This is a genomic window from Citrobacter sp. MGH105 (assembly GCF_001037485.2).
GTDB classification, from domain to species: Bacteria; Pseudomonadota; Gammaproteobacteria; order Enterobacterales; family Enterobacteriaceae; genus Citrobacter; species Citrobacter portucalensis.
Window position 1 is genome coordinate 885,949 of record NZ_CP073048.1, and the last position, 20,516, is coordinate 906,464.

Sequence of the window (20,516 nt, forward strand, 5' to 3'; positions counted from 1 at the left end):
GAAACGCAAAGGAGAGTGTGATGAGCGAGATATCTCAGCAAGAATTCCAGCGTCGTCGCCAGGCTTTACTGGCACAAATGCAGCCCGGCAGCGCCGCGCTGATTTTTGCCGCACCGGAAGCGACGCGTAGTGCGGACAGTGAATACCCTTACCGCCAAAGCAGTGATTTCTGGTACTTCACCGGTTTTAACGAACCTGAAGCCGTGCTGGTGCTGATTAAAAGTGATGACACTCATAACCACAGCGTTTTGTTCAATCGGGTTCGCGATCTGACGGCGGAGATCTGGTTTGGCCGCCGTCTGGGTCAGGATGCTGCCCCGGCAAAACTTGGCGTTGACCGGGCGCTGGCCTTCAGTGAAATCAACCAACAGCTGTATTTGCTGCTCAATGGTCTGGACGCGGTATACCACGCCCAGGGCGAGTATGCCTGGGCAGACGAGATTGTGTGCACGGCGCTGGATAAACTGCGCAAAGGCTCCAGACAAAATCTGCACGCGCCTGCCGCGATTATCGACTGGCGTCCGATGGTGCATGAAATGCGCCTGTTCAAATCACCAGAAGAAATTGCGGTCATGCGTCGTGCCGGAGAAATCACCGCACTGGCGCATACCCGCGCGATGGAAAAATGCCGTCCAGGAATGTTTGAATACCAGTTAGAAGGGGAGATTCACCATGAATTTACCCGTCATGGCGCGCGTTATCCGTCCTATAACACGATTGTCGGCAGCGGTGAAAACGGCTGTATTCTGCATTACACCGAAAATGAAAGTGAAATGCGCGATGGCGATCTGGTGCTAATCGACGCTGGCTGTGAATACAAAGGCTATGCGGGTGACATTACGCGAACCTTCCCGGTAAACGGTAAATTTACCCCAGCACAGCGTGAAATCTACGATATCGTACTGGAATCCTTAGAGACCAGCCTGCGTCTGTATCGTCCCGGAACGTCCATTCAGGAAGTCACTGGCGAAGTGGTGCGCATCATGATTACGGGCCTGGTGAAGCTTGGTATTCTGCACGGTGATGTCGATCAGTTGATTACCGAAAATGCGCACCGCCCATTCTTTATGCATGGTCTAAGTCACTGGCTTGGGCTGGATGTGCACGACGTCGGCGTTTATGGTCAGGACCGCTCACGTATTCTTGAGCCGGGAATGGTACTCACCGTCGAACCGGGACTGTATATCGCGCCGGATGCCGATGTACCGCCGGCCTATCGTGGTATCGGCATTCGTATTGAGGATGACATCCTCATCACCGAGGACGGCAATGAAAACCTGACCGCCAGCGTAGTGAAGAAAGCCGATGATATTGAAGCCTTAATGGCTGCGGCGCGACTGCAATGAGCGTGATTATCGTTGGTGGTGGTATGGTTGGCGCGACGCTGGCGCTGGCCATTTCTCAGCTCAGCCATGGGACTCTGCCGGTTCATCTGATAGAAGCGAGCGAACCTGAAACTGACCGCCATCCAGGGTTTGACGCCCGGGCGATCGCGCTGGCGGCAGGAACCTGCCAACAGCTGGCGAGAATTGGCGTATGGCAGGCGATTGCCGATTGCGCAACGGCCATTAAAACGGTTCACGTCAGCGATCGCGGCCATGCCGGATTTGTGACGCTGGATGCGCAGGAATACCGTATTCCGGCTCTGGGCCAGGTGGTAGAACTGCACGACGTCGGGCTGCGTCTGTTTGCGCTGCTGCGCAAAGCACCGGGTGTCACATTGCACTGCCCCGACCGCGTAGCCAGCGTGTCGCGCACGCAGGAGCGCGTTGAAGTGACGCTGGAGAATGGCGAGATGATTACCGGTCGCCTGCTGGTGGCTGCTGACGGCACGCGTTCCGCACTGGCGACTGCCTGCGGTGTTGACTGGCTGCAACAGCCTTATGAGCAACTGGCGATGATTGCCAACGTCACGACCTCTGTACCGCACGATGGGCGAGCGTTTGAACGCTTCACGCAATATGGCCCGCTGGCAATGCTGCCAATGTCTGACGGTCGCTGCTCGCTGGTGTGGTGCCATCCGCTGGAGCAGCGTGATGAGATCATGGCCTTGTCCGACGAACAGTTTTGCCGTGAACTGCAAACCGCTTTTGGCTGGCGACTGGGACGTATTACCCAGGCTGGTAAACGCAGCGCTTATCCGCTTTCGTTAACTACGGCGCTGAAAGCGATTACCCATCGTACCGTGCTGGTAGGGAACGCCGCCCAGACGCTGCACCCCATTGCCGGGCAAGGTTTCAACCTTGGCCTGCGCGATGTAATGAGCCTTGCTGAGACGTTGACGCAGGCGCAAAACGGCGCGGAAGATGTGGGTGATTATGCGGTGCTGGCACGTTATCAGCAGCGCCGCGAGCGCGATCGCGAGACGACGATTGGTGTGACCAACAATTTAGTGTATTTGTTTGCCAATCACTGGGCCCCGCTGGTTGTTGGGCGCAATGTCGGGTTGATGGCGATGGAATTATTCACCCCTGCGCGCGATGCGCTGGCGGAGCGGACCCTGGGTTGGGTTGCACGATAAATATGACCTGTAGGCCGGATAAGGCAACGCCGACATCCGGCAAGGGTCCCCGCAAAAATGCCTGATGGCACTGCGCTTATCAGGCCTACGGATTACAGGTTTCGAGGTATAAACAGTGCAAAGTGTTGATGTAGCAATTGTTGGTGGCGGCATGGTGGGACTGGCGGTTGCCTGCGGCCTGCAGGGCAGTGGGTTGCGCGTTGCTGTATTAGAACAACATGTTCCGCAGCCGTTGGCGGCGGATGCACCTCCTCAGCTTCGCGTTTCGGCCATTAATGCAGCCAGCGAAAAACTGCTTACCCGTCTTGGCGTCTGGTCCGACATTGTTGCTCGTCGCGCTTGCTGCTACCACGGCATGGAAGTCTGGGACAAAGACAGCTTTGGACGTATTGCGTTTGATGACCAGAGCATGGGCTACAGCCATTTGGGCCACATCGTTGAAAACTCAGAAATCCATTATGCACTGTGGCAAAAGGCACAGCGTTCAGCGGATATTACGCTGATGGCGCCAGCTGAAATACAGCAGGTGGCCTGGGGCGAGAACGAAGCATTTCTGAGCCTCAAAGATGGCGCAATGCTGACGGCGCGTCTGGTCGTCGGTGCCGATGGCGCTAATTCCTGGCTGCGCAATAAAGCGGACATTCCGCTCACCTTCTGGGACTACCGTCATCATGCGCTGGTGGCGACTATCCGTACGCAGGAAGCTCACGGTGCGGTTGCGCGTCAGGCGTTTCATGGCGAGGGGATCCTGGCATTCCTGCCACTCAGCGATCCACACCTGTGTTCTATCGTCTGGTCGCTCTCGCCGCAGGAAGCAGAACGTATGCAGCAGGCAAGCGTTGACGAGTTTAATCAGGCGCTGAATATCGCCTTTGATAATCGTCTGGGGCTGTGCAGCCTTGAAAGCGAACGTCAGGCGTTTCCGCTGACGGGACGTTATGCTCGCCAGTTCGCGGCCCATCGTCTGGCGCTGGTGGGGGATGCGGCGCATACCATCCACCCGCTGGCGGGTCAGGGGGTTAACCTTGGCTTTATGGATGCGGCGGAGCTGATCGATGAACTTAAGCGGCTACAACGTCAGGGTAAAGATATTGGGCAGTATCTCTATTTACGCCGCTACGAGCGCAGCCGTAAGCACAGCGCAGCGCTGATGCTGGCGGGGATGCAGGGTTTCCGTGAACTGTTTGCAGGCGAGAATCCGGCGAAAAAACTGCTACGCGATATTGGGCTGAAACTGGCCGATACCCTCCCGGGCGTAAAACCACAACTCATCCGTCAGGCGATGGGACTGAACGATCTTCCCGAGTGGTTACGTTAGTGTCCGTAAGGACAATCTTAAGAGTTTGAGACCCGTCACACTTTCCTCTCCCGGCCTTCGCGCCGGGGTGCTTCTCTCATTTGAAATAATCTAATTCCACGCCTTTTTTCGCATTAGTTTTTCTAATATTGTGTTTTTTTCATAACGCCATTTTTGACATTTTTTCCACATTTAATGTGGATTGGTGCTGTGATTTTACGCTTACCTTTGTTTGTTGTTCTGATTAATTGCTATATGTATGGAGTTTTATTCTGTTGGCGATCTGGCTGTTTTTCGCCATAAGCTAATGTGATGGTTAATTTTGACTTATGGTTTAGCGTCTGTTTCGGTGGTAAGTTCAGGACAAAGAGAACGTTTGCGTCGTAGCCCCTGGAGCGGCTGCGGTGCTGGGTTTCGTGGCGAAAATTTCACCGCGAAAGAGTTGGTAGCCCCGCTTATTCAACGAGGAAAAGATGGCTCAACAGACTCCTTTGTACGAACAACACACGCTATGTGGCGCGCGCATGGTCGATTTCCATGGCTGGATGATGCCACTGCATTACGGTTCTCAGCTCGATGAACACCATGCTGTTCGCACCGACGCCGGAATGTTTGATGTGTCGCATATGACCATCGTCGACCTGCGCGGTAGCCGCACCCGGGAGTTCTTGCGTTATCTGCTGGCAAACGACGTCGCGAAGCTAACGAAGACGGGTAAAGCCCTCTACTCCGGGATGCTCAACGCTTCGGGCGGCGTGATAGATGACCTGATTGTCTACTACTTCACTGAAGATTTCTTCCGCCTCGTTGTAAACTCCGCCACCCGCGAAAAAGACCTATCCTGGATTACCCAACACGCTGAACCTTACGCCATCGACATCACCGTTCGTGACGACCTGTCGCTGATTGCGGTGCAGGGGCCAAATGCGCAGGAAAAAGCAGCTACGTTGTTTACTGACGAGCAGCGCCATGCGGTTGAAGGCATGAAGCCGTTTTTCGGCGTTCAGGCAGGTGATTTGTTTATCGCAACCACCGGTTATACCGGCGAAGCAGGTTATGAAATTGCCATGCCGAATGAAAAGGCGGCAGATTTCTGGCGTGCGCTGGTACAGGCTGGCGTCAAACCTTGTGGTCTCGGCGCGCGCGACACCCTGCGTCTGGAAGCGGGTATGAACCTGTACGGTCAGGAGATGGACGAAGGGATTTCTCCGCTGGAAGCCAATATGGGTTGGACCATTGCGTGGGAACCTGCCGACCGCGACTTTATTGGTCGTGAAGCACTGGAAATGCAGCGCGAAAAAGGCCACGAACAGCTGGTCGGGCTGGTGATGACTGAGAAGGGCGTGCTGCGTAATGAACTGCCGGTGCGTTTCACCGATGCTTCTGGCAACCAGCATGAAGGCATTATCACCAGTGGCACATTCTCCCCAACCCTGGGTTACAGCATCGCGTTGGCGCGCGTGCCTGCGGGTATCGGTGAGACTGCGATCGTACAGATCCGTAACCGTGAAATGCCGGTAAAAGTGACTAAACCTGTTTTTGTGCGTAACGGCAAAGCCGTCGCGTAATTCATCCTTTTTTGGAGATTGATTGATGAGCAACGTACCTGCAGAACTGAAATACAGCAAAGAACACGAATGGCTGCGCAAAGAAGCTGACGGCTCTTACACCGTTGGTATCACCGAACACGCTCAGGAGCTGTTAGGTGACATGGTTTTCGTTGACCTGCCAGAAGTTGGCGCCACCGTCAGCGCGGGCGATGATTGCGCCGTTGCGGAGTCCGTAAAAGCGGCATCCGATATCTATGCGCCAGTAGGCGGTGAGATTGTTGCGGTTAACGATGCGCTCAGCGACTCCCCGGAACTGGTCAACAGCGAACCGTATGCGGGCGGCTGGATTTTCAAAATCAAAGCCAGCGATGAAAGCGAAATTGAATCGCTGTTGGATGCCACTGCGTACGAGGCATTACTGGAAGACGAATAAGATTGTGCCGGATGGCACTGCGTTTATCCGGCCTACGGTTTTATGTAGGCCCGGTAAGCGTCAGCGCCACCGGGCAATTGAGTTAGAGACCATCACGATTCACTGCACGTTTCAGGAACCATCGCCCATGACACAGACGTTAAGCCAGCTTGAAAACAGCGGCGCTTTCATTGAACGCCACATCGGACCGGACGCCGCGCAGCAGCAAGAGATGCTGAATGCGGTTGGCGCCGAGTCGTTAAACGCGCTGATCGGCCAGATTGTGCCGAAAGACATTCAGCTCGCAACCCCGCCACAGGTGGGCGAGGCGGCGACCGAATACGCTGCGCTGGCTGAATTAAAAGCCATCGCCGGGCGTAACAAGCGCTTCACGTCCTACATTGGCATGGGCTACACCGCCGTGCAGTTGCCACCGGTTATTCTGCGTAACATGCTGGAAAACCCAGGTTGGTACACCGCATATACGCCGTATCAGCCGGAAGTATCCCAGGGACGACTGGAAGCTCTGCTGAACTTCCAACAGGTCACGCTGGACCTGACGGGCCTGGATATGGCTTCTGCTTCTCTGCTGGATGAAGCCACTGCGGCTGCTGAAGCCATGGCGATGGCCAAACGTGTCAGCAAACTGAAAAATGCTAACCGTTTCTTTGTGGCGGCTGATGTTCACCCGCAAACGCTGGACGTGGTTCGCACCCGTGCAGAAACCTTTGGCTTTGACGTCATTGTTGATGACGCGGCGAAAGCACTGGATCACCAGGATGTGTTTGGCGTGCTGTTGCAGCAGGTTGGCACCACCGGTGAAGTGCATGACTACAGCAAACTGATTGCCGAGCTGAAATCCCGTAAAGTTGTGGTCAGTGTCGCTGCCGACTTTATGGCGCTGGTACTGCTGACTGCGCCGGGCAAACAGGGCGCGGATATTGTTTTCGGCTCTGCGCAACGCTTCGGCGTACCGATGGGTTACGGCGGCCCACACGCGGCATTCTTCGCCGCTAAAGACGAATTCAAACGCTCCATGCCAGGCCGTATTATCGGCGTATCGAAAGATGCGGCGGGCAATACCGCACTGCGCATGGCGATGCAGACTCGCGAGCAGCATATCCGCCGTGAGAAAGCGAACTCCAACATTTGTACCTCGCAGGTTCTGCTGGCCAACATCGCCAGCCTGTATGCCGTTTATCATGGTCCGGTTGGCCTGAAACGTATCGCTAATCGCATCCACCGCCTGACTGATATTCTGGCGGCCGGTCTGCAACAGAAAGGGCTGAAGCTGCGCCATGCGCACTACTTCGACACTCTGTGTGTTGAAGTGGCCGACAAAGCGGCTGTTCTGGCGCGTGCCGAAGCGGCAGAAATCAACCTGCGTAGCGATATCCATAACGCGGTAGGTATTACGCTCGATGAAACCACCACCCGTGAAAACGTGGTGCAGTTGTTCAATGTTCTGCTGGGCGACAGCCACGGTTTGAATATCGATACGCTGGATAAAGATGTGGCGCTCGACAGCCGTTCCATTCAGGACAGCATGCTGCGTGACGATGCGATCCTCAGCCATCCGGTGTTTAATCGCTATCACAGCGAAACCGAAATGATGCGCTACATGCACTCGCTGGAGCGCAAAGATCTGGCGCTGAACCAGGCAATGATCCCGCTGGGTTCTTGCACCATGAAGCTGAACGCTGCCGCCGAGATGATCCCTATCACCTGGCCGGAATTCGCTGAACTTCACCCGTTCTGCCCGCCAGAGCAGGCAGAAGGTTATCACCAGATGATCGGCCAGCTTTCCGAGTGGCTGGTAAAACTGACCGGTTATGACGCCGTCTGCATGCAGCCGAACTCCGGCGCGCAGGGCGAGTATGCGGGTCTGCTGGCGATTCGTCACTATCACGAAAGCCGTAACGAAGGCCATCGCGATATCTGTCTGATCCCGGCTTCTGCCCACGGCACCAATCCGGCATCTGCACAGATGGCGGGGATGCAGGTTGTGGTTGTCGCGTGTGATAAGAACGGCAACATCGACCTGGACGATCTGCGAGCAAAAGCAGAACAACATGCTGCGAATCTCTCCTGCATCATGGTGACCTATCCGTCTACTCACGGCGTGTATGAAGAAACGATCCGTGAAGTGTGCGACGTTGTGCACCAGTTTGGCGGCCAGGTTTACCTTGATGGCGCGAACATGAACGCTCAGGTTGGGATCACCACGCCGGGCTTTATCGGCGCAGATGTCTCGCACCTCAACCTGCATAAAACATTCTGCATTCCGCACGGCGGCGGCGGCCCAGGTATGGGACCGATTGGCGTCAAATCACATCTGGCACCGTTTGTACCGGGTCACAGCGTAGTGCAGATTGAAGGAATGCTCACCCGTCAGGGCGCAGTTTCAGCGGCGCCGTTCGGTAGCGCATCCATTCTGCCAATCAGCTGGATGTACATCCGTATGATGGGTGCAGAAGGTCTGAAGCAGGCAAGCCAGGTAGCTATCCTTAACGCTAACTACATTGCCAGCCGTCTGAAAGATGCTTATCCGGTACTGTATACCGGTCGCGACGGTCGCGTGGCGCATGAATGTATTCTCGACATTCGCCCACTGAAAGAAGAGACCGGCATCAGCGAACTGGATATTGCCAAGCGTCTGATCGATTACGGTTTCCATGCGCCGACCATGTCATTCCCGGTCGCGGGTACCCTGATGGTTGAACCGACTGAATCTGAAAGCAAAGTGGAACTTGATCGCTTTATCAATGCGATGCTGGCAATCCGCGCTGAAATCGATCGCGTGAAAGCCGGTGAATGGTCACTGGAAGATAACCCGCTGGTTAACTCACCGCACACGCAAAACGAGCTGGTCGCGGAGTGGAATCACGGTTATAGCCGAGAAATCGCCGTCTTCCCGGCTGGTGTGGTGAACAAATACTGGCCGACCGTGAAACGCCTTGATGATGTTTACGGTGACCGTAACCTGTTCTGCTCCTGCGTGCCGATGAGCGAATATCAGTAACTTTTCCGCGCAGTAAAGCTTTTGTAGGCCGGGTAAGGCGAAGACGCCTCCCGGCTTTTTCATATCTGGAGGTATCCATGGGAATCGCATTGGTTACTGGCGGCAGTCGCGGCATCGGGCGGGCAACCGCGCTGCAGTTAGCGCAAGAGGGTTACACGGTTGCGGTTAACTTTCATCACAATATCCGTGCAGCAACGGAGGTGGTGAATACCATTGCCGCTACCGGGGGAAAGGCGTTTGCTCTACGGGCTGATATCAGCGATGAAAGCCAGGTTGTGGCAATGTTTGAATCCATTGACCGCGAAGGTGAACCACTGTCTGCGTTAGTGAATAATGCCGGGATTTTGTTTGAACAGAGCACGGTGGAAAGCCTAACCGCCGAAAGAATTAACCGCGTGCTGGCGACCAATGTTACCGGCTATTTTTTGTGCTGTCGGGAAGCGGTAAAGCGCATGTCTTTCAAACACGGAGGGCAAGGCGGGGCGATTGTGAATGTGTCTTCGGCGGCATCGCGGCTTGGTGCGCCATTCGAATATGTTGATTACGCGGCCTCAAAAGGCGCTGTGGACACGCTCACCACCGGCCTTGCGCTGGAGGTTGCGGCGCAAGGGATCCGCGTAAACTGCGTGCGACCTGGTCTTATCTACACTGAAATGCACGCTTCAGGCGGCGAGCCGGGAAGGGTCGATCGCGTGAAATCGATGTTGCCTATGCAGCGCGGCGGACAACCGGAGGAGGTCGCGCAGGCGATTACCTGGCTGCTGAGCGAGAAGGCGTCGTACGTAACGGGCAGTTTTCTGGAGCTGGCTGGCGGGAAGTAGGGTTTAATCGCCGGTTGGCGCTACGCTTATCCGGCCTACGGGAATTTAATCTGTAGGCTGGATAAGGCGTTTACGCCGCCATCCGGCAAAAAATCAAAGTTTCTCGCCGTTGCTGGCAATCACCGCTTTGTACCAGTTAAAACTTTTCTTGCGTGAACGCGACATATCGCCGGTGCCGTCGTCGTGTTTGTTCACGTAGATAAAGCCGTAACGTTTGCTGTACTGACCGGTGGTGAACGAGACACAGTCGATGCAGCCCCACGGAGTGTAGCCCATCAGGTCTACGCCATCATACGTTACCGCTTTCATCATCTCTTCAACGTGGGCGCGCAAATAGTCGATGCGATAGTCGTCGTTGATGCTGCCGTCTTCTTCCACTTTGTCGTAGGCACCAAATCCGTTTTCTACGATAAATAGCGGTTTCTGATAGCGCTCATACAGTTCGCATAAGGCGTAACGCAGACCGACCGGATCAATCTGCCAGCCCCAGTCGGACGCTTTCACGTGCGGGTTCGGTACGCTGCCCTCAAAACCAGAAATGGCATCGCCGCTGCCGCCTTCCGCTTTTACCGCGTTGGTCATGTAGTAACTGAATCCGAGATAGTCACAGGTGCCTTCACGCAGGATTTGCTCATCTCCGGCTTCCATTCGGATGTTGAATTCGCGGCGTTCCCACTCGTTCAGTACATATGATGGATAGTAGCCGCGCAGTTGAACGTCGGTGAAAACGTAGCGCTCACGCATCGATTCCTGCGCGAACATCACATCTTCAGGCTTACAGGAGAACGGGTAAAGTGGCACCATCGCCAGCATGCAGCCGACTTTCATTTCCGGGTTGATGCGACGTGCGGCTTTCACTGCCAGAGCGCTGGCCACGAACTGGTGATGCAGCACCTGGTACATGGTTTCTTCCGGGTTTTCATGCTCGGTATACACCACGCCGGAGCAGCAATAACCAAACAGCGGTGCGCGCCAGTTGCGCTGGTTGTTGATCTCGTTAAAGGTCATCCAGTATTTGACCTTGTGCTTGTAGCGCTCAAAAACGACTTCAGCAAATCGGACAAAGAAATCGACGACTTTACGATTGGTCCAGCTGCCGTACTGTTGAACAAGGTGCAGCGGCATTTCAAAGTGGGAAAGGGTGATGACCGGTTCGATGTTGTACTTCAGCAGTTCATCGAACATGTCGTCGTAGAACTTTAGCCCTTCTTCATTCGGCTGGCTTTCGTCCCCTTTGGGGAAGATACGGGTCCAGGCGATTGAGGTACGGAAGCATTTGAAGCCCATCTCGGCAAACAGCTTGATGTCTTCTTTGTAATGACTGTAAAAATCGACGGCTTCGTGGTTGGGGTAGTACTTACCGGGCTCAACTTCCTGAGTGATTTCTCGCGGAACGCCGTGCGCACCACCGGTCAGTACATCGCAAATGCTGGGGCCTTTGCCACCTTTGTTCCAGCCGCCTTCAACCTGGTGCGCCGCAACCGCGCCACCCCATAAAAAATCTTTCGGTAAGGTAAGTTTTTTCATCTGCGCTCAGTCTCAAATTAATACAATCTGATTTTGAGTCTAACAAAGGAAAGATAAATGTCACGATATAACAAAATAGCGCTAATGTGATTTGTTACATCCAAAAAACAGATTGTTTTTTTACGCTATTCTTTTCGCCAACTTGCGGCCGAGTGATTCCAGAATATAAATAACAGGGATCTGCGTAGTTATATCGTATACCCCGGCAATGCGCGTCTGTGGAACGTGCCAGGAGAGATTAAAGTCAGCCAATTTGGCCAGCCGCGAATGTTCATGACTGGTGACAGACAGAACCTTACAGTTATGCAGGCTGAACTGGCTGGCAAAGCGCAGGATCTCTTCTGTTTCACCGGAAACAGAAAGCACGATCGCCAGCGCGTTTCTGGCCATGTCATTCGTTACCGGGAAATAAGGATCATCAATGTGATTACTGAATTTTCCAACGTTTGAGAAAAAACGTGCGCCATATTTGGCTAAGGCTCCGGATGTTCCCGCTCCGACGAATATAATACGTTCGGAAGATAATATAATATCAACAGCCTGATCGAGCAGGTTATCGAACTCATCATTATTAACGCCTTTAAAGAAGCTGATAATTTCGCTGGCACCGAAATTAGCCTGTTGCGGTTCATTCTGCTCTAAATATAATTTGAAGCGCACGCGAAATTCTGAGTAACCTTCACACTTAAGCTTGCGGCAAAAGCGCAGTACGGTGGTAGTGGAAACACCCACGGCATCGGCCAGTTCGCGAATGGTCATGTACATGACTTTGTCACGGTTTTTGATGACATAGTTGTAGACCAGCATCTCAAGATTGTTGAGACTGGCGATGGCAGCGTGGGAGAACATACTCACAATGGCAAAACTCACTCATCAGACTTCATCTACAGGGAATAATAACATGCAGCCAAATGACATCACTTTTTTTCAGCGTTTCCAGGATGACATTCTGGCCGGACGCAAGACCATCACTATTCGTGACGAGTCTGAATCACACTTCAAAGCCGGGGACATTTTACGGGTTGGGCGCTTCGAAGATGACGGTTACTTCTGCACGATTGAGGTTGTTGGCACCTCAACCGTCACGCTGGATACGCTGACGGATAAACATGCCCAGCAGGAAAACATGACGCTTGAAGAACTTAAACGTGTCATTGCCGAGATTTACCCGGATCAGACGCAATTTTATGTGATTGATTTTAAATGCCTTTGATTTTAATAGTACGCATGTTAGCTGAAATTTAAAAACTAAAACCATGATTTTTAATGGTAAATATTTGTCTGGTAATTATTTTAGCTAACAGGTGTTCACTGGAACCATTCTCAGTTACGCTAGAGGAGCAATCACGATAGGGTTCGTTTCTCGGGAGTAAGTTATGGTTCAGAAGCCATTAATCGCGCAGGGATATTCGCTGGCAGAGGAAATAGCCAACAGCATCAGTCACGGTATCGGGCTGGTGTTTGGGATTGTCGGACTGGTGTTGTTGCTGGTTCAGGCAGTGGATACCAATGCCAGCGCTATGGCGATTACCAGCTATAGCCTGTACGGCGGCAGCATGATCCTGCTGTTCCTCGCCTCAACCTTGTATCACGCGATCCCCCATCAGAGAGCGAAAGTCTGGCTGAAAAAATTCGACCACTGTGCGATTTATCTGCTGATTGCCGGGACCTATACGCCATTTCTGCTGGTGGGGCTTGATTCGCCGCTGGCTCGTGGGTTGATGATTGTTATCTGGAGCCTGGCGCTGCTCGGTATTTTATTCAAACTGACCATCGCACACCGGTTTAAAATTCTGTCGCTGGTGACTTACCTGACAATGGGCTGGCTTTCGCTGATTGTGGTGTATCAACTGGCGGTGAAGTTGGCGGCGGGAGGCGTGACGTTGCTGGCTGTTGGCGGTGTGGTGTATTCGCTGGGCGTAATTTTCTACGTCTGTAAGCGTATTCCTTATAACCATGCGATCTGGCACGGTTTTGTGCTGGGCGGCAGCGTTTGCCACTTCCTGGCGATCTATCTGTACGTGGGGCAACACGCATAGATTCAGTGCAACCCCGGGGGCGGCGTAAACGCCTCGCCCGGGCTGTATTTTGTTGGCCGGACGAGGCAATGCCGCAATCCGGCGGCCTGTGCCGAATTGCCTAATGGCGCTGCGCTTATCAGGCCGACCAATTACTCTTCGTCTAACGAATATGGCAGCGGTACGATACGCAGCGTTTTTGCGTCGTCACGGACGCGGAACACGCTGTCGGCCTCCATGTCGTTATTCATCACAACCTGCACCAGTACCTGACCATCGGCCAGTTGTACTGCGGCAAGTACGGTACCAGTACGACGCCAGTTCTCGCCCATTTTTAATTCAAGGTCTTCGCCAGCTTCCGGTACTCGACCGGCGGCACCCGCCAAAGTCCACATGGCGCGTTTGTTGGCTCCGCGGAATTTTGCACGAGCCACCATTTCCTGACCGGTGTAGCAGCCTTTTTTAAAGCTGATCCCGCCCAGAGCCTGCAGATTGGTAGCCTGTGGAATAAACTGTGCACTGTTGGCTGTATCAATAACGGGGATACCCGCTTCGATATCCAGCGCCAGCCACTGCTGGCTGTTATTTAACTCAGCTTCGCCACGCAGCTTTTCAACCAAGGTTTCTGCTGTGGTGGCATCAACGATCAGCAGAAAACGTTCGGCAGGGTGTTCGAACCACAATACCGTGGAGGCACCTTCGGTAATGACCTGCTTATCACTGTTCGGTAATTCGCTAAAGAGATTGGCCAGCGCTGCACGTGCCTGGAATCCCGCTACGCCCAGCAAGACGCGCTCGTCGTCTGGGGCGATCGCCACCTTCGAGAAGACCGCGTATTTTTTCAGCTCAGTGAGCTGCGCATCACGCAGGCTACGGCGCTCAAGCCATGCAAAACCGTCACCCTGGCGGAACAGACGCAGGTTGCTCCACATTTTACCTTTGGCGTCACAATGTGCAGCCAACAGGTGCTGATGCTCGGTCATCTGGCTGACATCCGCCGTGACCTGACCCTGAATATACTTCTCACTGTCGACACCGGTGATGGTGGCGAGCGCCCAGTCATCGAGCGTCATTAGCGTCAGAGGTAAACGCGTTGACGCAAAAGGCTGGCGAGGAGGAAAAGATGTAAAAGCCATAATAATGTCCTGATTTGCTTAACGCAGTGATGATGACTAATGGTAAAAGAGCTATGGACCATTGCAAGCGGTTTAAACAGGCTATTTGTGCCATATATTGTGCTTTGCGAGGAGACATCCAAAATTGGTGAATCCTTTGGCTTAATAAGGTTTTATTTAGCGAGCGAGCTTCAGTTTACTGATATTCCCGTAAAAAGAGCGGGAAAAACACGTTACAATAGCGGGATACTTCGTTTTCGCGAGACAGGGAGAAGAACATGGATATTAACAACAAAGCACGTATTCATTGGGCATGCCGCCGCGGTATGCGCGAGCTGGACATCTCGATCATGCCGTTTTTTGAACATGAATATGACAGCTTAAGTGACGAAGAAAAACGTATCTTCATCCGTCTGCTAGAATGTGATGATCCAGATTTATTTAACTGGTTGATGAATCATGGGAAACCAGCTGATGAGCAGCTGGAACAGATGGTGCGACTTATCCAGACACGGAATCGGGAACGTGGTCCAGTGGCAATCTGATTTACGCGTATCATGGCGCGCGCAGTGGCTTTCACTGCTAATTCATGGGCTGGTCGCGGTGTTTATTTTATTGATGCCCTGGCCATTGAGCTACACCCCATTATGGCTGGTTTTGCTCTCTCTGGTGGTGTTCGATAGCGTTCGCAGTCAGCGTCGAATCAACGCCTGTCAGGGTGAGATTCGGCTATTGATGGATGGCCGTCTGCGCTGGCAAGGGCAAGAGTGGTCTATCGTTAGCGCCCCCTGGATGGTTAAAACAGGTATGATGCTACGCTTGCGATCTGATGCCGGAAAACGTCAACATTTGTGGCTGGCAGCAGACAGTATGGATGATGCAGAGTGGCGGGATTTACGGCGGTTGATGCTGCAAAAGGCGAGGCAAGGGTAACGCATGACACATGCCTGATGGCGCGCAGCTTGAAGGCCAACAGTTAGGTGCGTCATGCAGGCCGGATAAGGCATTTACGCCGTCATCCGGCAAATCGGTTATCAGGACCAGTGCTCGGCCATTTCCCCAAGAATTTGCTCGCACCAGGCCTGAATGCGTTCATCGCTGAGATCGTACTGGTTCGTCTCATCCAGCGCCAGGCCAACAAACAGCTCTCCATCAGCAATGACGGGTTTATCGCTGGTGAATTCGTAGCCTTCTGTGGGCCAGTAGCCGACAAACTTTACACCTTTGGTGATCAGTTTATCGTGCAGCATACCCAACGCATCCAGGAACCATTCGCCGTATCCCAACTGATCGCCCATACCGTAAAGCGCGACAATCTTGCCCTCCAGGTTGAGGTCGTCCAGTTGCTCCCAGACCGCTTCCCAGTCCTCCTGAATTTCACCGAAATCCCAGGTTGGGATGCCCAAAATGAGCACGTCATATTGCTCCATTAGGGTCGGAGAATCGTCTTTGAGGTTGTGCAGTGTCACCAGTTCGGGACCCAGGATATCGCGGATTTTTTCTGCTGCCATTTCGGTGTAGCAGGTGCTGGAACCGTAAAAAAGACCCATGTTCATGACGTAAACATCTCAATTCTGCTGTAGCGTTGCGGGTAGTGTAACAGAATCGCCGCATTCTCGGCACAATGAGGCATAATGCATCAAAAATGAGAGTGGAATAAGGGGCGCGAGTGGAACAGGATCTGGCGCGCATCGAGCAGTTTCTTGATGCCCTGTGGCTGGAACGAAATCTGGCGGAAAACACATTAAGTGCGTATCGTCGCGATCTGACCATGCTTGTGGAATGGTTACATCACCGCGGCGCTTCGCTTGCGACCGCGCAAAGTGATGATCTGCAAGCCTTGCTGGCTGAGCGGATGGATGGAGGGTATAAAGCCACCAGTTCCGCACGTTTGCTCAGTGCGACGCGACGTTTTTTTCAGCATCTGTACCGCGAAAAATATCGCGAAGATGACCCCAGCGCCTCGCTTGCATCACCTAAACTTCCGCAGCGCCTGCCTAAAGATCTCAGCGAAGCGCAGGTTGAGCGACTGCTACAAGCGCCGCTTATTGAGCAACCGCTGGAGCTACGCGACAAAGCCATGCTGGAAGTGCTGTATGCAACAGGCCTGCGCGTGTCTGAACTGGTAGGACTGACGATGAGTGACGTCAGCCTGCGTCAGGGTGTGGTACGGGTGATCGGTAAAGGTAACAAAGAGCGCCTTGTCCCGTTGGGTGAGGAGGCTGTGTACTGGCTGGAAACTTACCTGGAGCATGGGCGTCCATGGTTGCTCAACGGCGTATCGATTGATGTGCTGTTTCCTAGTCAGCGGGCGCAACAGATGACCCGTCAGACCTTCTGGCATCGTATCAAACACTATGCTGTGTTGGCGGGAATCGACAGCGAAAAGCTGTCACCGCACGTCCTGCGGCACGCGTTTGCCACGCATCTGCTCAACCATGGCGCAGACCTGCGCGTGGTGCAGATGCTACTGGGGCATAGCGATCTCTCGACAACGCAGATTTATACTCATGTCGCAACGGAGCGCTTGCGGCAACTACATCAACAGCATCACCCGCGAGCGTGAGTGCTGACAGGATAGGATAGGCTATGAAAAAACGTTTTATGATGTTCACCCTTCTGGCGACGGCGTTTTCCGGCATGGTACATGCAGACGACGCGGCAATTCGTCAGTCATTAGCAAAGCTGGGTGTGCAGAGCACCGAGATTCAACCTGCTCCGATTGCGGGCATGAAAACCGTACTGACCAATAGCGGCGTGCTGTACGTAACTGAAGACGGTAAACATATTATTCAGGGACCGATGTACGACGTGAGCGGCGCAAGTCCGGTGAATGTCACCAACCAACTGCTGATGAAGCATCTGAACGCGCTGGAAAAAGAGATGATCATCTACAAAGCGCCGCAGGAAAAACACGTCATTACCGTTTTCACCGACATCACTTGTGGTTACTGCCACAAGCTGCATGAAGAGATGAAAGATTACAATGCGTTGGGGATCACCGTTCGTTATCTGGCCTTCCCACGTCAGGGGCTGGACAGCCAGGCTGAGCAGGACATGAAGTCTATCTGGTGTGCTAAGGACAAAAACAAAGCCTTTGATGATGCGATGGCAGGCAAGGGCGTGAAAGCGGCGACCTGTGATGTGGATATCGCTAACCACTATGCGCTGGGCGTACAGTTTGGCGTCAGCGGTACACCGGCGATTGTGCTGAGCAATGGCTATGTCGTACCTGGTTATCAGGGCCCGAAAGAGATGAAAGAATTCCTCGACGCACATGCAAAACAGACCAGCGGTAAATAATTCGCGTGAAACAACAGATACAACTTCGTCGGCGTGAAGCCGACGAGACAGCCGAGCTGCCTGATGACTTGCCGCCATTGTTGCGTCGTTTATACGCCAGTCGCGGTGTACGTAGCGCGCAGGAGCTTGAGCGTAGCGTCAAAGGAATGCTGCCGTGGCAGCATTTAAACGGTGTCGAAAAGGCGGTTGAGATCCTCTACAACGCCTTTCGTGCGGGAACTCGTATCATCGTTGTCGGCGATTTCGATGCCGATGGCGCGACCAGCACGGCGCTAAGCATCCTTGCGATGCGCGCGTTGGGCTGCAGTAACGTTGACTACCTGGTGCCAAATCGTTTTGAGGACGGTTATGGTTTAAGCCCGGAAGTCGTTGATCAGGCCCATGCCCGTGGTGCTCAGCTGATTGTCACCGTAGACAACGGCATCTCGTCTCACGCGGGTGTCGAACATGCCAGAACGTTGGGGATCCCGGTCGTTGTGACCGATCACCACCTGCCAGGGGATACGCTGCCGGGCGCAGAGGCGATTATCAATCCTAACCTGCACGACTGTGAGTTCCCGTCGAAATCGCTGGCAGGCGTTGGTGTAGCCTTCTATCTGATGCTGGCGCTGCGCACTTTCCTGCGTGACAAAGGCTGGTTTGATGAGCGAGGCATTGCACCGCCGAACCTGGCGGATTTGCTCGATCTGGTTGCGCTTGGCACGGTGGCGGACGTGGTACCGCTGGATGCCAATAACCGCATTCTGACGTGGCAAGGCTTAAGCCGTATCCGTGCTGGAAAATGCCGCCCTGGTATTAAAGCGCTGCTGGAGATTTCCAATCGCGACCCCCTAAAGCTGGCAGCCAGTGATTTAGGTTTTGCCCTCGGGCCACGGCTGAATGCGGCGGGGCGTCTGGACGATATGTCCGTTGGCGTAGCGCTGTTGCTGTGCGACAACATTGGTGAAGCGCGCGTGCTGGCCAATGAGCTGGACGCACTCAACCAGACGCGCAAAGAGATTGAGCAGGGTATGCAGGCCGAAGCGCTGACCCTTTGTGAAAAGCTGGAACGCAGTAGCGATACGCTTCCGGGCGGCCTGGCAATGTATCATCCCGAGTGGCATCAGGGCGTTGTGGGGATTCTGGCATCGCGCATTAAAGAACGATTCCATCGCCCGGTGATAGCGTTTGCCCCGGCAGGTGATGGTACTCTCAAAGGCTCCGGGCGTTCGATTCAGGGGCTGCACATGCGCGATGCGCTGGAGCGCCTGGACACCCTTCATCCGGGCATGATCATCAAGTTTGGCGGTCACGCCATGGCGGCGGGGTTATCGCTTGAAGAGGCGCAGTTTGAGCGTTTCCAGCAGCGTTTTGGCGAACTGGTTACCGAGTGGCTGGATCCCGCCTTACTGCAAGGTGAAGTGGTGTCGGATGGCCCACTGAGCGCAGCGGAGATGACCATGGAGGTCGCACAAATGCTGCGCGATGCCGGACCGTGGGGACAAATGTTCCCGGAACCGCTGTTTGACGGGCATTTCCGTTTGCTCCAGCAGCGTCTGGTCGGTGAGCGTCATCTGAAGGTAATGGTCGAGCCCGTAGGCGGTGGTCCGCTGCTGGACGGCATTGCGTTTAACATCGATACCACCTGCTGGCCGGACAACGGCGTGCGCGAAGTTCAGCTTGCCTACAAACTGGATATTAATGAGTTTCGCGGCAACCGTAGTTTGCAGATTATAATCGACAATATCTGGCCACTTTAGCGTCACTAATCGCTATAAAAAAGGGCGTGGATTAGTTACAATCCCGCTCTTATCACCGCATTTTGACTAGTCCAATAAAAGAAATCAGACAATGTTTGAAATTAATCCGGTAAATAACCGCATTCAGGACCTCACGGAGCGCTCTGACGTTCTTAGGGGGTATCTTTGACTATGATGCCAAGAAAGAGCGTCTGGAAGAAGTAAACGCCGAGCTGGAACAGCCGGACGTATGGAACGAACCCGAACGCGCGCAGGCGCTGGGTAAAGAGCGTTCTTCTCTTGAAGCCATCGTTGATACGCTCGATCAGATGAGCCAGGGCCTGGAAGATGTCTCCGGCCTGCTGGAACTGGCTGTAGAAGCCGACGACGAAGAAACCTTTAACGAAGCCGTAGCAGAACTCGACACGCTGGAAGATAAGCTGGCCCAGCTGGAATTCCGTCGTATGTTCTCCGGTGAATATGACAGCGCAGATTGCTATCTCGATATTCAGGCAGGTTCTGGCGGTACGGAAGCGCAGGACTGGGCAAGCATGCTGATGCGCATGTATCTGCGTTGGGCTGAAGCGCGCGGCTTTAAGACTGAAATTATTGAAGAGTCTGAAGGTGAAGTGGCGGGTATTAAATCCGTAACCATCAGAATTGCTGGCGAATATGCGTACGGTTGGCTGCGTACTGAAACCGGCGTACACCGTCTGGTTCGTAAGAGTCCGTTCGACTCCGGCGGACGTCGCCATACGTCGTTCAGTTCTGCGTTTGTTTATCCGGAAGTTGATGATGATATTGATATCGATATCAACCCGGCGGATCTGCGTATTGACGTTTACCGTGCCTCCGGTGCGGGTGGTCAGCACGTTAACCGTACGGAATCTGCGGTGCGTATTACCCACATCCCGACTGGGATTGTGACGCAGTGTCAGAACGACCGTTCCCAGCACAAGAACAAAGACCAGGCCATGAAGCAGATGAAAGCGAAGCTTTATGAACTGGAAATGCAGAAGAAGAATGCCGAGAAACAGGCGATGGAAGACAACAAGTCAGATATCGGCTGGGGTAGCCAGATTCGTTCTTATGTCCTTGATGACTCCCGCATCAAAGATCTGCGTACCGGGGTTGAAACCCGTAACACGCAGGCGGTGCTGGATGGCAGCCTGGATCAATTTATCGAAGCAAGTTTGAAAGCAGGGTTATGAG

Annotated in this window: 19 protein-coding genes; 15 read left to right on the plus strand and 4 right to left on the minus strand. The window is 53.7% G+C overall.

Annotated features, from left to right (window positions below):
* Nucleotides 1-20 precede the first annotated feature (20 nt).
* From pepP to SK35_RS04305, 7 genes are all read left to right on the plus strand, one after another.
* A complete protein-coding gene (gene pepP, locus SK35_RS04275) occupies nt 21-1,346 on the plus strand; it encodes a Xaa-Pro aminopeptidase (RefSeq protein WP_048215582.1) in 1,326 nt (441 codons plus the stop codon).
* Nucleotides 1,343-2,521, plus strand: a complete 1,179-nt coding sequence (ubiH, locus tag SK35_RS04280) for a 2-octaprenyl-6-methoxyphenyl hydroxylase (RefSeq protein ID WP_048215583.1) — start codon at nt 1,343-1,345, stop codon at nt 2,519-2,521. The genes pepP and ubiH overlap by 4 nt, the downstream gene beginning before the upstream one ends.
* A gap of 115 nt (nt 2,522-2,636) precedes the next feature.
* On the plus strand, nt 2,637-3,839 hold the full coding sequence (gene ubiI / locus SK35_RS04285) for an FAD-dependent 2-octaprenylphenol hydroxylase (RefSeq protein WP_048215584.1): 1,203 nt from the start codon (nt 2,637-2,639) through the stop codon (nt 3,837-3,839).
* A gap of 452 nt (nt 3,840-4,291) precedes the next feature.
* Nucleotides 4,292-5,386: a glycine cleavage system aminomethyltransferase GcvT gene (gene gcvT / locus SK35_RS04290; RefSeq protein ID WP_048215585.1), complete on the plus strand. Its 1,095-nt coding sequence runs from the start codon at nt 4,292-4,294 to the stop codon at nt 5,384-5,386.
* A 25-nt stretch (nt 5,387-5,411) separates the two neighbouring features.
* A complete protein-coding gene (gene gcvH / locus SK35_RS04295; protein ID WP_003026965.1) occupies nt 5,412-5,801 on the plus strand; it encodes a glycine cleavage system protein GcvH in 390 nt (129 codons plus the stop codon).
* Between the two features lie 127 nt (nt 5,802-5,928).
* Nucleotides 5,929-8,802, plus strand: a complete 2,874-nt coding sequence (gene gcvP / locus SK35_RS04300; protein WP_048215586.1) for an aminomethyl-transferring glycine dehydrogenase — start codon at nt 5,929-5,931, stop codon at nt 8,800-8,802.
* Between the two features lie 77 nt (nt 8,803-8,879).
* The gene (locus tag SK35_RS04305) at nt 8,880-9,623 is read left to right on the plus strand and encodes an SDR family oxidoreductase (RefSeq protein ID WP_048215587.1); all 744 of its coding nucleotides are present in this window, start codon (nt 8,880-8,882) and stop codon (nt 9,621-9,623) included.
* Nucleotides 9,624-9,716: 93 nt separating this feature from the next.
* Here SK35_RS04305 and bglA read toward each other — a convergent pair whose 3' ends face one another.
* Entirely contained in the window at nt 9,717-11,150 is a 1,434-nt protein-coding gene (bglA, locus tag SK35_RS04310) for a 6-phospho-beta-glucosidase BglA (RefSeq protein WP_008785745.1), read from the minus strand.
* 120 nt (nt 11,151-11,270) lie between these two features.
* Entirely contained in the window at nt 11,271-11,999 is a 729-nt protein-coding gene (locus SK35_RS04315) for a MurR/RpiR family transcriptional regulator (RefSeq protein WP_008785744.1), read from the minus strand.
* Nucleotides 12,000-12,051: 52 nt separating this feature from the next.
* On the opposite strand from SK35_RS04315, the gene yqfB reads away from it, so the two are divergent.
* Nucleotides 12,052-12,363, plus strand: a complete 312-nt coding sequence (yqfB, locus tag SK35_RS04320) for a N(4)-acetylcytidine aminohydrolase (protein ID WP_008785743.1) — start codon at nt 12,052-12,054, stop codon at nt 12,361-12,363.
* Between the two features lie 163 nt (nt 12,364-12,526).
* Nucleotides 12,527-13,189, plus strand: coding sequence for a PAQR family membrane homeostasis protein TrhA (gene trhA / locus SK35_RS04325; RefSeq protein WP_006686898.1), 663 nt, complete (start codon nt 12,527-12,529; stop codon nt 13,187-13,189).
* A 131-nt stretch (nt 13,190-13,320) separates the two neighbouring features.
* Here the strand turns inward: trhA and ygfZ are convergent, their stop codons facing one another.
* Entirely contained in the window at nt 13,321-14,304 is a 984-nt protein-coding gene (gene ygfZ / locus SK35_RS04330; protein WP_008785741.1) for a tRNA-modifying protein YgfZ, read from the minus strand.
* Nucleotides 14,305-14,561: 257 nt separating this feature from the next.
* On the opposite strand from ygfZ, the gene sdhE reads away from it, so the two are divergent.
* Entirely contained in the window at nt 14,562-14,828 is a 267-nt protein-coding gene (sdhE, locus tag SK35_RS04335; RefSeq protein WP_003825514.1) for an FAD assembly factor SdhE, read from the plus strand.
* Nucleotides 14,809-15,216 (plus strand): protein YgfX, encoded by a 408-nt coding sequence (locus SK35_RS04340; RefSeq protein ID WP_048215588.1) that lies wholly within the window; start codon nt 14,809-14,811, stop codon nt 15,214-15,216. The genes sdhE and SK35_RS04340 overlap by 20 nt, the downstream gene beginning before the upstream one ends.
* Nucleotides 15,217-15,317: 101 nt before the next feature.
* Here SK35_RS04340 and fldB read toward each other — a convergent pair whose 3' ends face one another.
* A complete protein-coding gene (fldB, locus tag SK35_RS04345; RefSeq protein WP_048215589.1) occupies nt 15,318-15,839 on the minus strand; it encodes a flavodoxin FldB in 522 nt (173 codons plus the stop codon).
* A 113-nt stretch (nt 15,840-15,952) separates the two neighbouring features.
* Here fldB and xerD point away from each other — a divergent pair, with 113 nt between their 5' ends.
* From xerD to prfB, 4 genes are all read left to right on the plus strand, one after another.
* Nucleotides 15,953-16,849 (plus strand): site-specific tyrosine recombinase XerD, encoded by an 897-nt coding sequence (xerD, locus tag SK35_RS04350; protein ID WP_003825519.1) that lies wholly within the window; start codon nt 15,953-15,955, stop codon nt 16,847-16,849.
* Nucleotides 16,850-16,872: 23 nt separating this feature from the next.
* Nucleotides 16,873-17,586, plus strand: coding sequence for a bifunctional protein-disulfide isomerase/oxidoreductase DsbC (gene dsbC / locus SK35_RS04355; RefSeq protein ID WP_048215590.1), 714 nt, complete (start codon nt 16,873-16,875; stop codon nt 17,584-17,586).
* A 5-nt stretch (nt 17,587-17,591) separates the two neighbouring features.
* On the plus strand, nt 17,592-19,325 hold the full coding sequence (gene recJ, locus SK35_RS04360) for a single-stranded-DNA-specific exonuclease RecJ (protein WP_048215591.1): 1,734 nt from the start codon (nt 17,592-17,594) through the stop codon (nt 19,323-19,325).
* A 91-nt stretch (nt 19,326-19,416) separates the two neighbouring features.
* A protein-coding gene (gene prfB, locus SK35_RS04365; RefSeq protein ID WP_100194817.1) for a peptide chain release factor 2 occupies nt 19,417-20,515 on the plus strand; the annotation gives its coding sequence in 2 pieces (ribosomal slippage) (nt 19,417-19,491 and nt 19,493-20,515; 1,098 coding nt in all).
* Nucleotide 20,516 lies beyond the last annotated feature (1 nt).

Coding starts and splice junctions, on each gene's coding strand:
- pepP (WP_048215582.1), top strand. CDS start 21: ATGAGCGAGATATCTCAGCAAGAATTCCAGCGTCGTCGCCAGGCTTTA.
- SK35_RS04305 (WP_048215587.1), top strand. CDS start 8,880: ATGGGAATCGCATTGGTTACTGGCGGCAGTCGCGGCATCGGGCGGGCA.
- bglA (WP_008785745.1), bottom strand. CDS start 11,150: ATGAAAAAACTTACCTTACCGAAAGATTTTTTATGGGGTGGCGCGGTT.
- gcvH (WP_003026965.1), top strand. CDS start 5,412: ATGAGCAACGTACCTGCAGAACTGAAATACAGCAAAGAACACGAATGG.
- fldB (WP_048215589.1), bottom strand. CDS start 15,839: ATGAACATGGGTCTTTTTTACGGTTCCAGCACCTGCTACACCGAAATG.
- trhA (WP_006686898.1), top strand. CDS start 12,527: ATGGTTCAGAAGCCATTAATCGCGCAGGGATATTCGCTGGCAGAGGAA.
- dsbC (WP_048215590.1), top strand. CDS start 16,873: ATGAAAAAACGTTTTATGATGTTCACCCTTCTGGCGACGGCGTTTTCC.
- sdhE (WP_003825514.1), top strand. CDS start 14,562: ATGGATATTAACAACAAAGCACGTATTCATTGGGCATGCCGCCGCGGT.
- ubiH (WP_048215583.1), top strand. CDS start 1,343: ATGAGCGTGATTATCGTTGGTGGTGGTATGGTTGGCGCGACGCTGGCG.
- yqfB (WP_008785743.1), top strand. CDS start 12,052: ATGCAGCCAAATGACATCACTTTTTTTCAGCGTTTCCAGGATGACATT.
- ygfZ (WP_008785741.1), bottom strand. CDS start 14,304: ATGGCTTTTACATCTTTTCCTCCTCGCCAGCCTTTTGCGTCAACGCGT.
- SK35_RS04315 (WP_008785744.1), bottom strand. CDS start 11,999: ATGTTCTCCCACGCTGCCATCGCCAGTCTCAACAATCTTGAGATGCTG.
- gcvT (WP_048215585.1), top strand. CDS start 4,292: ATGGCTCAACAGACTCCTTTGTACGAACAACACACGCTATGTGGCGCG.
- gcvP (WP_048215586.1), top strand. CDS start 5,929: ATGACACAGACGTTAAGCCAGCTTGAAAACAGCGGCGCTTTCATTGAA.